Here is a 12,323-nt window from a genome sequence, read left to right as displayed (position 1 = left end):
ACCAAATGGAATCACGTGGGCGGAGGGGCGACACAGGCAGCCTCGGTCTCGGGGATTGTCATGATGTTCTATGCCGTCTTCACGTTCGACGAGACAGTGCCCTTTCCCAGCTTTTGGGCTCTCGTTCCAGTGCTTGGGACCGCCCTTGTGATTGCGTTCGCGAGACCCGAAAACTTGGTCGGAAGGCTCCTCAGCGCTCGGCGACAGCCACGCTATGTCGCTTAGCCATGCCCTCGCTGGCGCTCTCTCGTGTGTCGGTCATGGCCTGAGAGAACTAAGCGTCGGCCGCTGCCCGCCATTTGTGGGTTCTTACCGTTCTGACCGTGAGGACGAGTGCGCGACCTACAACAAACTGGTGCAGGAGTATCTTGTGGCCAGCGCGGAACTCAAGACGGTCGTCGTGGTTGCCCGCTGGACTTTCTACTTTGACGGGAACCGTTTCAACAAAGGAGGGCGGTTTGGAACACGGCAAGCCCGTTCTCTATCTTCCCATTGGACAGGCACGGGAGTCCAATGAGCATCCCTCCCGGATCGACAAGCTTGGCGCCCTTAATCGCGCTTCGATCCAGCATCTGCTGGACAGCGGAAAGCAGGTCCTCCTCGTCTATATGATCCCCGATGTCGGCTGGGACGTGCCGCGGCATTTGCAAAGGAGTGGCACTTCGGGATCCAACGGGAAGAGTGGCTGCCGACGAGCTACAGCGTCTTCGAAGAGAGGGTTGAAGGCATACACCGCCAACTGGACGCGATCCCCGACCATCCGAACTTGGTGCGAATCAGGCCGGAAAGGATTTTCTGCAGCTCCTTCACCCCGGCCCGCTGCGTAGCCCTGCTTGGGCAGGATCCGCTCTATTTCGATGACAATCACCTCAACAGTATCGGTGCAGCCATGCTGGCGGAAGCGATCGTCAACGCAATGGCTGTGCAAGGCCGCTGATCTGCTCCCCGACGCACATCGTCTGCCGGTTTGACTCTTTTGGGCGCGGGGAGTCCGCGATCGCACAAGCGCTAAGTGGAGTGTGAATGATATGTCGAAGAGCTTGGGAGTTTTTCTGACGAGGTGCCTGAAGCCAACAGTAGCTGGGCTGGTCCTTCTGATCTGCTTCGGCAACACGGCAGTGGCAGAGGAGTACCTGTTGGCAAAGGGTGACGTGCTTGAGTTTCAGGTGCTTGGAATTCCCGATCTGCGCCAGCGGTCGCCTATTGGCATGGACGGGACGGTTCTTTTACCGCTCGTCGGCGCGGTGCAGGCTGCCGGACGAACTGTCAGCGCGGTTCGGGACGCGGTCGTGGCCCAGGCGCCGCAGAAGGGTTACCCGGTCCAAGGCGTCGGGGGAGACGTCTGGCAGTTCGTGCATCCCGAGGCGGTGGTGCTGCAGGTGGTGGAGTATCGTCCCATCTACCTGACCGGCGATGTTGCAAATCCTGGCGAACAGCCCTTCCGCAGCGGAATGACGGTACGCCAGGCAATCGCCGTCGCGGGCGGCTACGATTTGGTCAGGCTACGGATCGACAATCCCATCTTGGAGCTGACGGACCTCAAAACTCAGTACAACACGACCTGGCCTCGTTTGGCGGCGGCGCAGATCCGCGTGGCAAGGCTCAGAGCCGAACTCGAGGGCCGCGATGAAACCAGCCTGGCCGTTTCCGCTGACGGGGGCCTTTCGGCGGGCCTGCTGCCGGAAATCGAGCAGGTCCAGGGCGAGCTCCTCGCCAACAGGGTCGATGACCACAGCAAGGAGAAGCAGGCCGTCCGCGTTTCTCTCCAGCACATCGAGCGACGGCTTGATCTATTGAGCCGGCGTCAAGAGAACGAGCAGACCGCCAAGGAAGAAGACACCATTGAGCTTGAGCGGGTCAGACGACTCCATGAGAAAGGACTGGCCTCGGTAGCCCTTCTGAACGACGCGCGCAGGGCCGTGCTTCTGTGGTCAACGCGGGCATTGGAATCATTCGCGGAGGCTTCCCGGATGGAGCGAGAGCGCAATGATCTGCAACGCAATCTCGTCAGGATTGAAGATTCCCGTCGCATCGAGCTTCTTGGCGAGCTGACGGCTGCGATGTTGGACGTGGCTGACCTGAAGGCGCAGCTGCAAGGCAATGCGGAGAAGCTCGTCTATGTCGGAGGACTGCGCTCGGAACTCGCACGCGGCGGCCGGCAGTCGCCGCCGGAGATCACCGTCGTCAGAAAATCTGCCGACGCCGTCGACCGGATCAGCGCCAATGAAGAAACCGACTTGTGGCCCGGAGATGTCGTGGAGATCACCCTCAACGTCGACTGGATACTCGCTCCCTCTCTCCGCCCCTCGATTGCTGCGGAAAAGAGCCGCTGAACGAAACCTCAACGACGGCTTTGCAGCCGCATCACCTGCGGAGATCCATATGCTGCAGCGCAATTCCCAATCTCCCGCTACATATACGGACGAACGGTGGCCTACTTCGATCGAAGACAGCACGCTTGACCTGGACAAGTTGCTGGCGGCCGCGGGCAGACAGTTCCGCGTAATCATTGCCGTCGGGGCCGCTGCACTGGCCTTGGGCACGGCGTTCGCGCTGACGGAAACCCCGCAGTACACGGCCTCGGCTGAACTGCTCATCGAATATCGTCAAATCAGCTTTCTGGGGGACAGTTATCTTCCCAATCCTCTTGCGGCTTTCGACGGAATCGTCAGCAGCGAAATGGAGGTATTGAGGTCGGAATCGGTTGCCCGTCATGTGATCGACGCACTGCAGCTGATGGATGATCCGCGCTTTCTTTCTGAGGCGACGTCACCAACTTGGAAGCTGGTGTCGTTCGTTCGTGAGCAACTTGCCCGTCCTCCGGCTCCGCAGGAGACGGAGGACGGAAGGATCAAGGCGGGCATTGCGAAGTTGAAGTCCATGGTGCGGGTATTGCGGGTCGGCCCAGCCTTCATTCTCCGCATCGAATCCACCGCGCCCGATCCCTCCCTTGCTGCAGACATCGCCAATGCGTTTGCAGAAGGCTACCTGCATGACCAACGGGAAAGAACGCACGAGTCGATGCGCCAGGCGGGCGAATGGCTCCGGGTTCAGGTTGTCGACCTGAGGCAGAAGCTGGCCGACGCGGAACTCGCTGTCATCAGGTCCAGAAGGACTGCGGCGGATGCGTCGGCCCTGGTCGCGCTGAATGCTCTGGAACGAGAAGCCGAGACCTACCGGAACCTGCACGCCTCCTCCCTGCAACGTTATCAAGAGGCGCTCCATCAGCAGACCACGCCATCTGCCGACGCCCGCATCATCAACCGGGCGGATACCCCGTCCTGGACGAGCTATCCTCCCAAGACCATAATCTTGGTGTTGTCGCTCTTGGCTGGCGGCGTTCTGGGGGTCGGTCTAGGGGCGCTGTTCGAGTTCAGAGACCAAGGTTTCCGAAGAGGTGCTCAGGTTCGAGATTTGCTTCATCTGGATTTCCTCGGCATGCTTCCGAAGGTTCGGCGCAGCAGCTGGTCTCCGCGGCCGTGGCCGAGACAAGTTGCTAAGGCGGAGGGAAACACCTTGCCGGGGCCGCTGGCCAAGGGGGCGGATGACCTCCTACGTGACGTGATCGATAAGCCGACCTCGAGGTTCGCCGAATGTCTGCGCAGCGCGACGGTCGCAGCCGACCTCAAACTTCCGGACCAGAAGATGAGGGTTATCGGGGTTACTTCGGTGCTGAACGGAGAGGGGAGATCAACTGCAGCGAAGAACTTGGCCTCCCTTCTTGCCGCGCGCGGATCGAAGACCCTGCTGATTGACGCCGATCTCACCAATCCGGGCTTGAGCGAAGCCCTGGCTCCTGCCGCCGAAGTGACACTTGCCGACGTTGTGATGAATGGCCGCAGCCTTCGAGACGCGCTTTTCTTCTTTGAAGGGGAGACGGGACTGGCATTTCTTCCAGCATCCAAGCGTGGCTCTCTTCCGCAAACCAGCGATATGGTGGCATCGCCTGGCTTCACCACCTTGCTTCGGGAAGCGGAGGTTACGTTCAAATACGTCATCGTCGACTTGCCGCCTATGGCGGAAGGCATAGAGGCCCGTGCGGCGGCCATCCGCATCGACGCCTTCATCTGCGTAATCGAGTGGGCGCGTACCTCCCGCAAACTGGTGCAGAAGGCCATGTCCTTGGATCACGGCATTAGGGAGAAATGCCTAGGTGTCATCTACAGCAAGGTCAACCTTAGGCGGTTGCGCAAGTATGAACGCTACAGTTCCAAGCGTCACTTCGGGCAGCGGCAGAAGACCGGTTTCCGCGTCTAATGGCAGCGACTACCGTCTCGGTGAATGGTGGCCGTTGCCGAAATCAGAACACAGGGCCCCGGAGTGGGGCATCGCGATCCGGTCCCAGTCAAACCATGTTTGCAGGACGTGCGCTGCCATACGTCCAATCACCTTCAGGCGCGGTTGCATGAGCAGTGATGTCAATGCCGGGCCGCCGCAGTGCCTCTGCTTCGTCGATTAAGCCGCGGCATAAACTGTCCATGATGACATATGGCTGGGTCAATGCGTCACGAAAGCGGAAGCGGTGGCTTCCGGGCTGTCCGCGCCTGACCAACAGGCGCCCACGCTCGTCAGAGGCAAGGTCGGCCAGATGGCGCTGGAAGCTTGCTGGTTTCATCTGGCGGCGAAGCATGCGCGACAGGGGCGCCGCCACCGATTTCGCGCTGAAATAGCCATCGTCGTCCGCGTCCGCCAGCGCGCTTGCAAGGACGACCTCGGGAAAGATGCTGCCGCGGCTTCCAGCCAACATATTCGTGACGCCGTCACAGAAGGTTTGCCGCAGTTCGTCAATGACCTGTTCGATCGCCGCATTCACCTGCGCCACGCCAATGCGTCGGGACGCGCTGCGCGCAGCAGCGAGGCAACCAAGCTTGGCGATCGTGTGAACGTAGAAGGGCAGTCCCCGAGACAAGCGCAGTATCTTGAGCTTTGCTGGTCCCTCAATCTCCAGAGAGGCGCGGTCAAGCCGAGACTCAATGAGTTCCGAGAACTCGTCATCGCGCATCCGTTGCAAGGGTATGCAGGTAAGTAAACGGCGCAGCGATTCGTGGTTCCTGACCAGGTCGCCCAGAGATTCGGCAACGCCGACAATGATCACTGTGCAGTTTATGTTGTAGTCGGAAAGGTACTTGATGGTATCGGCAGGTGAGCTCGGCATCGCGAGTGCTCTGCAGCCGGTCGAACTCGTCAATTATCAAAGCCGTATTTCTGACGCAGCAACGCTGCAGATGCCGCCTGACAGAATCTGGTTTAAGCGGTCGGTCAGTAGGGAGCGGCGTTGCCGCAAAAGCGTGACCCGAGGCTGGGTCGATGCTGCTAAGCTCACTCAGCGCCTTGCGCCATAGAGAGGAATAGTCGTCAGAGGGATCCGCCTGCACCCGAGCGACGACCGTGAACTGAGGAAGCCCCCGTCGCCTCTGCCACAAGAACATATTGACGAGTGAAGTCTTGCCGACGCCCCGCTCACCATAAACTATGGCATGCTTGGATGGCTCCGCGTCTCAACAAGGCGGTCGACCTGTTGTCGCCGCCCGGCGAACAGCGACTCCTCCTGAACGGGGCCGGACGGCGTGAAAAGCTGCGCAACGTCCATTTCGGTTGCATTGGCTGGTGCCACAGGATCAACGTTCGTCTGCGGCTTTGGGGACGTTCCTTTTCCCGCACTTTCGCTACGACTGCGAGACGATAGCAGGATCCAGCAGAGCGCGCGAATTATCAAGCCGGGGACTGGCCTATCGCTGAACTTCCCAAATGGCGCGTTGGAATCGGACACATGCGCTCACTTCAATGCTTCAGGCGAAATGGGACTGCTATTTCGTTTCCCAACAGGGGCTTTGGCCAAGCACCGCGGAACGCGCTTTCCTGCAACCCGGAGACGACCATGCTGAAACCGATCACTCTGCTGGCAACTGTTTTACTGTTCGGCATAGGCGGGGCAGTGTCGCCCCCTGTGCCGCGCCTTCCGTTGTTGCTTGGCAACAAGGCCACCAGCCCCGTCCCCATGCAGGCAAACCTCGATCATGCGGGGAGCTTGATCATTACCGCTGGAGGCACCTACAGCGGCCGCTGGCATTCGGACGATCCGGACGTCCCGGCGGTCACTATTCGAACGACCGAGCCGGTTACAATTGAGAACTGTGTCGTCAGCGGGGTCGGAACCCTGATCAGCACCCGCTACGGCGAGGCCGAGCACCGAAGCGACGGGGTAAACCCCAGGAACACCCATTATGCCGACGTGACAGTTCGGAATTGCAGGGCGATTGGGCAACAGCCTGAGCTGCGCGATAGAGCCCCGCCACGGTTCATTGTGGCTCTGAATCCTCGGCGCATCGATGTACAGCACAACTCGGTCGAGGGAAGCCGCGGAATCTGGGTCTATGCGGATCCCGCGAGAATGCCGGCACGTGAGATCACAGTTCGGTTCAACCACGCATTGAACATTGCCGGGCTTTGTCGCGACCAATGCTCTACGGAGAATGTGGGCGCCTGGGTTGGCAGGACGGGGATTGCCGTTGCCAATTTCGTGCAGCTTGCAGACATCCGTGAAGCGGGCACTGTCGACATCTCCTGGAATTATGTGCGCAACGAGCCCGGCAAGAGCGCCGTCGAGGACGTGATCAGCCTGTTCCGCGTCAGGGGTAGGAAGGATCGACCGGTGACGATAGCCAACAACCTGTTGATCGGAGCTTTTCCGGGCCGCCAGCCGTTCACAGGGCGCTACTCGGGGTCCGGCATCATGATCGACGGAGTTAACACGGATGCGTCGACCGGCTCAGCTTGGATAAAAATCTTTGCCAACCGTATCCTCTACGCCTCCAATGCTGGGATTGGGCTAGCGGCAGGAAATAACAACGAAGTATTCGAGAACTTTGTCGTGCGGCCCGCCCGGTATATCGACGGCAACGAGATAACAACGAAGACAGTCGGGATTTACGTCTGGAAATGCTGCGGCGAAGGCGGGATCGACGAATCCTACTTCGCCAATGTCGCTCATTCGAATTCAATATTCGTCGAGTCGTATCGGAAGGGCGTATTTGAGGCCAACAATCTTTGGATACCTGATTGCGCCGTCGATGCAGCCGGGGCGACGCTGTGCACCGGAAACGAGAGCTTGGCACCGTTACCAGTGGATCAGTTCGAGCAGCAGCTTCTCTCTGATTGGTCCCGCACCTATCAGGCGAGCTTCGATAGAACGTCTCCGGTTCAATATCCGAACGAGGGTCCGGACCCATAAAGGGGTTCCCCTGACGGCGGGATTGTGATTCAGGGATCTCTGAGGGGGACCACTCATGAATCGCGAATATTTCTGGCTCAGTGATGAGCAGTTTGGGCTGCTTGAACCGCATCTGCCGACCGACACCCGAGGCAAGCCGCGCGTTGATGATCGCCGTGATCAGCGGCATCATCCATGTGGTGAAGAGCGGCGGACGCTGGTCGACGCTAGAGCACGTCCTGTTTAATCTGGGTCATATCCGGCCGCTTTGAAGTAGTTTGCGCATTCGGCTGGGGTGAAGAGGTCGAGGACCGAACCGACCGTGTTCCACAGTGCGGTGATGGTTCTTTCGGCCTTTGCTCGCAGCAGCGCCTTGAGCTTGGCGAAGGCGTTCTCGATCGGATTGAAGTCGGGACTGTAGGGCGGCAGGTAGAGCAGGCTCGCGCCTGCGGCCTCAATCGCGTCGCGCACGCCGGCGGCCTTGTGGGCGGGCAGGTTGTCCATGACGACTACGTCGCCCTCCGACAATGTAGGGACCAGCACCTGCTCGACATAGGCCAGGAACACGTTGCCGTTCATGGCGCCATCGTAGACGAAGGGCGCTGTCATGCCCGTCAGCCGCAAGGCGCCGGTGAAGGTCGTGGTTTTCCAATGGCCATGCGGCACGCCGGCCCGGCAGCGCTCGCCGCGTGGCGCTCTTCCACGCAGGCGCGCCATCTTCGTCGACAATCCCGTCTCGTCGATGAACACGAGCTTCGCAGGGTCGAGATCGAGCTGGCCTTCGAACCAGGCCCGCCGCCGCTTCAGGATGTCGGGGCGATCCTGCTCCAGTGCATGTGCGGACTTTTTTGAAAGTCCAGCCTCGGCCGCGAAGCCAGGCACTCAAGGCGCTGCGGCTGATCCGCACCGACTGTTCGGCCAAGAGCCGCTCCACCATCTCGTTCAGCGTGATGTCCTTGCGCTCCTCGATCAGCCCGCCGATGAAGGCTTCATGCGCATCGAGGCTGGAGGCGCGGCGACGGCCCTGCGGGCGGGGCGCCAACTCGCCGATCTTCGCCCGCGCAATCCAGCGGATCGCGCTGGATACTCCCACGCCGAACCGCGCCGCCGCCTGCCGTGCCGACATGCCTTCCGCCGAAGCCTTCAAGACCCGCAACCGAAGATCCCCGCTCAGTGCTCTTCCCATAATCCACCTCCATCGAGGTGGATGTTGAATCACTTCCGAACGCCATCGTCACATCACAATCGATTCATCCATCATGGGACGTGCTCTAGTCGGTCTATGGACCGCGCAAGACCCTCTACAACCGTTTCCAGCGCTGGTCGGCCAAGGGCGTTTGGAGCGCCATTTTCCATGCTCTCGCCATCGCAGGCGGGCCTCCGGCCGAGCTTCTCATCGACCCATCGGCGGTAAGGGCGCATCGCTGTGCGGCCGGCGGCAAAGGGGGGAGCAAAATCAGGCCATCGGTCGCTCGAGAGGCGGATGGACCACCAAAATCCATGCCCTGACGGATGGATTCTGCCGGCCGGTCGCCTTTCTCCTGACCGGCGGCCAGGTCGCCGATTGCACTGCCGGGGCGCTGCTGATCGAGCAGATGCCGGCGGCGCCAATCCTGCATGCCGACAAAGGCTATGACAGCGATGCCATCCGGGAGCAGGTTCGCGGACGGCGCGTTCGCCAATATCCCGCCCAAGGCGAACCGGAAATGGAAGAACTGCTTCTCGCCCTTCCTCTACAGAGACCGCAATGCGATTGAGCGCATGTTCTGCCGCATCAAGGACTTCCGCCGCATCGCAACCCGCTACGATCGACTCGCCCGGAACTTCCTCGCCGCCGTCTGCATCGCCGCAACCGTCAGCTACTGGTTATGAGTCTTGGCCCTGGGATTCACGAGACCTCGGACGCTGCCGCCTATACCAGTCGCTTCGAAGTTTCGTGAAGTACGTCAACTTGAGGATAATATTATGACTAAACCGCTTAAAGATGTGACCACGCAACACCGCCAAGCGCGCCTGTCAATCGCTCATGCGCGCGAGCCTGCGGAAAGGCTGCCGCCTGTTGAAGCTGTTGAGATCCTGACGACTTCAGTTGCCGTGGTCGAAGAGCAGTCTTTCCTGCTGAGGGTGGACGAGTGGCTTGCCCGGCGCACGGCCAACACCGCTGGTGTCTACGTCGTGTTTCGCGATGTACATGGGGTGGTGCGCGCGCTCGACGAGCCGGCCTTGGCCGATGCGCATCGAGGCGCATTCATGAACGTGCCCGACGGGGCGCCCCTGGTGTGGGTTTGTCGGTTCAGGGGCCGTCGCGCAGGCCGGGTGACAGGTACCGACACACTCGAAGCGGTTTGCCGGGCGGGGCTGGCCAAAGGCTGGCGGCATGCCTTCTACGGAGCAACACCGGAGGTCCTAAGGTCCTTGGTGGCTGCGCTCGAGGCATCCTATCCCGGCATCGAAATAGCAGACGCGGTCTCGCCGCCCTTTCGCCCGCTGACCGACGTCGAGATGGAGGAGCAGATTCGCCGCCTTGCAGTCGCCAAGCCCGACATCATCTGGGTCGGCCTGGGCTGCCCGAAGCAGGAGATTTGGATGGCGCGGTATGCACGGCACATCCCCGGCGCAATCTCGATGGGGGTCGGTGCCGCCTTTGATTTTCGCGCCGGGGCAATAAAGCGCGCCCCTCCCTTTATCCGCCAGTTCGGACTGGAATTCCTCTACCGCATATCACAGGAGCCGGGGCGGCTTGCGGGGCGCTATTTCCGCGTCATCCCCAGATTCATGCTGGGAATCTTTCGGCAGGAAGCGAGGCGTCTCTTCCGATCCCAAGGGTGAAGATGGTGAACCTACTGATCTGCCCAGAATGCATCAAATGCGCAGACGCTGCCGCTACTACTAGGATTGCTGGCCGCCTGTTGATGCGGTGAGCAGATGGATGCGCTCGTCACTCTCCTTGTTTGCGGGCCGCAACGACGAGGGGTTACTGATCGCCTGGCAGTTGTCGAGGCCAAGTAGAGGAAATGAAGGAGAATTTGAGTCCACCCGAAACGTGTCCATCCACTAGCCGTCGGCGCCTCCGTTGTGACGCCAGCAAAGCGGCTTTGTCTGCTCGCGACGGTGAACAAGGATGCTCCGCACCAAGAGTGCGATAAAGTATCCGAGCTGTAGCAAACTCAGTGCGGCCGCAGCGAGAAGAGTGCTACGCACGGTGCCCTGTCCCGCGCCGATCACCAGCGCGCACAGCGCTACCGCCACAAGCGCCAGCTGTTTGGAATTGATCCAAAACCCAAGCAGCATTCCGAGAGCCAAGTAGAAAGATCCCGCGATCAACATGTGCCACCGCCTCTGCCATTAAGCCGAGATTGCCGGCCTCTAATTTCTATAAATCAATTCGGTATGAATTCTATGTTAAGTTCCGCAGCTTGTGCTATTTCATGGGGGGTGTCTGTTCTGCGCATTCTTCCGATACCAACTCTTCGCGTGCACGGCGTCTGCCAGGAACCGCGCGAGATCAAAGGTGACGTGCCCCAGTAATGTCCTCGCATTGAGATTGTTCCGGTCTTTGAGAGGAGACTGGCAATGAAGTGAACGAAACGCGCGCCTGAGGAAGCTTGTCGCTGGCAAGAAACTTCTGACGCCCGGTTAGGAGAGGTTGGACTTGGCCGTGCTGCGCATGCACCTCAAAGCTCTGCCCGCCCGAAAATCATTGGGGCATTGATGACGCCTGGATTTCCGTCGTATCGCCACGACGTCACGCCAAGCTCTCGCGAGGTGGTATCCCTCCGCGGTCACCCTCGAATTCTTGTAGTATTGCGGTCCTGCATGGTCTCAACACCGCGAACCCGCTAAACCCTTGCCGAATTGCGACTTCGAAAGTTAACTTGACGGCAATACTTGCTTCCTAGGAGATCGCCTATGTATTCTTGGTCGCGGGAATATACAAGTTCCTTGATTGACAGAGCGCTATGGATCGCGGGTCTTTATTTGGTACGCGTCGCGGATTTTGATACGGTCTTAGGCTCGCAATTCAGAGTGCCGATCAATAAATGTCTTAACGGTTATGCCATCGATTTTGATGCCAATGGCTCCAATCCGCAGGTTGCATTCCTTAGGCAATACATCAGCGATCCAAGTGTGAGATATGAGGAATCCTTGATAAGGAGGTTCATGGCAGATTTTCGCCCCCGGAACTTGCAGGAAGTGCTATTTGGGCAGCAAACGGACTATGAGGATGACTGCAAGGCTTCTCAGCTCCAACACTATGTCTCCTCCCTGGACATCACCAGGCCGTTCCTGCCCATGCCGTGGAGTACGCCTTCCGAGATCTCAAGATACAGACAAGGTTTGAAAGCTCTTAATGGTAGCTTGGCGCCGGACCTAAGCCCGAGCATCGTGGAGCAGGAAAGCAGGAAGGAATACGAGCGCTTAATAGCAACCTACGAAAGTATAAAGAAAATCGGCTATAAGCCGAATATTGCCTCAGACGGCGCGCTTGACAGCAGATTCATACAGGTCGTCATGCTGCGAGATCACGAAGATGAAAGGTTCATCGTGATGAGCGGCCACCATCGGCTGGCGGCCTTGTCCGCACTGGGCTGGACGCAAGTCCCGGCGATCCTCGTCGCGAACGGTTTGCCTATAGTGGATTTGGCCAATGTGGAGAACTGGCCCGTGGTTAGCGAGGGCGTCTACGATCTCCATGTGGCGCGACGTGTCTTCAAGCGTTACTTCGCAACACAGACATCCATTCCAAGACCTGCACCCATTCCGAGTTAGGCTTTGCCAGCAATTGCCTGGTGGGTATCCAATTATTGGAGCAGGAACCCTCTCGCAATGATGGTTGAGGTGGTGCCCGGTTTCTGAGACAGGGGCATAAGGTGGATCGCCCGATGAGAAGGACGATCCAGCATGAAGACACGCAGACGGTTCTCGGCCGAGTTCAAGGCCAAGGTCGCGCTTGAGGCGACCAGGCTGGACCACCTCAGGTGGTGGACTTGCCGTGCAATTTTGCAAAGTGTTGACATGCGGTCGATAGGTAAGCGCTATTTTCGCTGCACGTTGACGCGAGCGCTTTCGACGGATGGCCTTCGAGTCGGGAACGGTATCTGGTCTGATCAGG

Annotated in this window: 9 protein-coding genes and 4 pseudogenes; 9 read left to right on the top strand and 4 right to left on the bottom strand. The window is 59.4% G+C overall.

Annotated elements, in window-relative coordinates; all coding sequences use genetic code 11:
• Positions 1-151: 151 nt before the first annotated feature.
• The 4 genes and pseudogenes from NKI67_RS24155 (at position 152) to NKI67_RS24140 (ending at position 4,257) form a co-directional block, all read left to right on the top strand.
• On the top strand, positions 152-517 hold the full coding sequence (locus tag NKI67_RS24155) for an SGNH hydrolase domain-containing protein (protein WP_352647257.1): 366 nt from the start codon (positions 152-154) through the stop codon (positions 515-517).
• A gap of 99 nt (positions 518-616) precedes the next feature.
• A pseudogene (locus tag NKI67_RS24150) lies at positions 617-937 on the top strand (SGNH hydrolase domain-containing protein); the annotation flags it as partial.
• 91 nt (positions 938-1,028) lie between these two features.
• Complete coding sequence (locus NKI67_RS24145) at positions 1,029-2,333, top strand: polysaccharide biosynthesis/export family protein (protein WP_352647255.1); 1,305 nt, start codon at positions 1,029-1,031, stop codon at positions 2,331-2,333.
• A gap of 49 nt (positions 2,334-2,382) precedes the next feature.
• On the top strand, positions 2,383-4,257 hold the full coding sequence (locus NKI67_RS24140) for a Wzz/FepE/Etk N-terminal domain-containing protein (protein ID WP_352647253.1): 1,875 nt from the start codon (positions 2,383-2,385) through the stop codon (positions 4,255-4,257).
• A gap of 88 nt (positions 4,258-4,345) precedes the next feature.
• Here the strand turns inward: NKI67_RS24140 and NKI67_RS24135 are convergent, their stop codons facing one another.
• Together NKI67_RS24135 and NKI67_RS24130 are read right to left on the bottom strand one after the other, a co-directional pair.
• The gene (locus tag NKI67_RS24135; protein WP_023678660.1) at positions 4,346-5,155 is read right to left on the bottom strand and encodes a hypothetical protein; all 810 of its coding nucleotides are present in this window, start codon (positions 5,153-5,155) and stop codon (positions 4,346-4,348) included.
• A gap of 52 nt (positions 5,156-5,207) precedes the next feature.
• A pseudogene (locus NKI67_RS24130) lies at positions 5,208-5,429 on the bottom strand (hypothetical protein); the annotation flags it as partial.
• 449 nt (positions 5,430-5,878) lie between these two features.
• On the opposite strand from NKI67_RS24130, the gene NKI67_RS24125 reads away from it, so the two are divergent.
• Positions 5,879-7,231, top strand: coding sequence for a hypothetical protein (locus tag NKI67_RS24125; protein WP_352647251.1), 1,353 nt, complete (start codon positions 5,879-5,881; stop codon positions 7,229-7,231).
• A gap of 55 nt (positions 7,232-7,286) precedes the next feature.
• Positions 7,287-7,434, top strand: a pseudogene (locus NKI67_RS24120) (transposase); the annotation flags it as partial.
• A 19-nt stretch (positions 7,435-7,453) separates the two neighbouring features.
• Here NKI67_RS24120 and NKI67_RS24115 read toward each other — a convergent pair.
• Positions 7,454-8,396, bottom strand: a protein-coding gene (locus NKI67_RS24115; RefSeq protein ID WP_352647249.1) for an IS630 family transposase whose coding sequence is annotated in 2 segments (ribosomal slippage) — positions 7,454-8,060 and positions 8,059-8,396 — 945 coding nt in all. Because the reading frame shifts where the segments join, the coding sequence is not laid out codon by codon here.
• A gap of 92 nt (positions 8,397-8,488) precedes the next feature.
• Here NKI67_RS24115 and NKI67_RS24110 point away from each other — a divergent pair.
• Together NKI67_RS24110 and NKI67_RS24105 are read left to right on the top strand one after the other, a co-directional pair.
• A pseudogene (locus NKI67_RS24110) lies at positions 8,489-9,082 on the top strand (IS5 family transposase); the annotation flags it as partial.
• A 93-nt stretch (positions 9,083-9,175) separates the two neighbouring features.
• Positions 9,176-10,039, top strand: coding sequence for a WecB/TagA/CpsF family glycosyltransferase (locus tag NKI67_RS24105; protein WP_023678654.1), 864 nt, complete (start codon positions 9,176-9,178; stop codon positions 10,037-10,039).
• A 225-nt stretch (positions 10,040-10,264) separates the two neighbouring features.
• Here the strand turns inward: NKI67_RS24105 and NKI67_RS24100 are convergent, their stop codons facing one another.
• Positions 10,265-10,537 (bottom strand): hypothetical protein, encoded by a 273-nt coding sequence (locus tag NKI67_RS24100; RefSeq protein WP_023678653.1) that lies wholly within the window; start codon positions 10,535-10,537, stop codon positions 10,265-10,267.
• Between the two features lie 582 nt (positions 10,538-11,119).
• On the opposite strand from NKI67_RS24100, the gene NKI67_RS24095 reads away from it, so the two are divergent.
• The gene (locus NKI67_RS24095) at positions 11,120-11,980 is read left to right on the top strand and encodes a ParB N-terminal domain-containing protein (protein WP_352647247.1); all 861 of its coding nucleotides are present in this window, start codon (positions 11,120-11,122) and stop codon (positions 11,978-11,980) included.
• Positions 11,981-12,323: the final 343 nt, after the last annotated feature.

The organism is Mesorhizobium sp. M0408, from assembly GCF_040321495.1.
Classification (GTDB): domain Bacteria; phylum Pseudomonadota; class Alphaproteobacteria; order Rhizobiales; family Rhizobiaceae; genus Mesorhizobium.
This window is presented reverse-complemented; position numbering and strand designations above follow the sequence as displayed.

What these genes read in the sequence shown, in the direction of transcription:
- NKI67_RS24145 (WP_352647255.1), top strand. Translation starts at nt 1,029, where the DNA reads ATGTCGAAGAGCTTGGGAGTTTTTCTGACGAGGTGCCTGAAGCCAACA.
- NKI67_RS24140 (WP_352647253.1), top strand. Translation starts at nt 2,383, where the DNA reads ATGCTGCAGCGCAATTCCCAATCTCCCGCTACATATACGGACGAACGG.
- NKI67_RS24135 (WP_023678660.1), bottom strand. Translation starts at nt 5,155, where the DNA reads ATGCCGAGCTCACCTGCCGATACCATCAAGTACCTTTCCGACTACAAC.
- NKI67_RS24125 (WP_352647251.1), top strand. Translation starts at nt 5,879, where the DNA reads ATGCTGAAACCGATCACTCTGCTGGCAACTGTTTTACTGTTCGGCATA.
- NKI67_RS24105 (WP_023678654.1), top strand. Translation starts at nt 9,176, where the DNA reads ATGACTAAACCGCTTAAAGATGTGACCACGCAACACCGCCAAGCGCGC.
- NKI67_RS24100 (WP_023678653.1), bottom strand. Translation starts at nt 10,537, where the DNA reads ATGTTGATCGCGGGATCTTTCTACTTGGCTCTCGGAATGCTGCTTGGG.
- NKI67_RS24095 (WP_352647247.1), top strand. Translation starts at nt 11,120, where the DNA reads ATGTATTCTTGGTCGCGGGAATATACAAGTTCCTTGATTGACAGAGCG.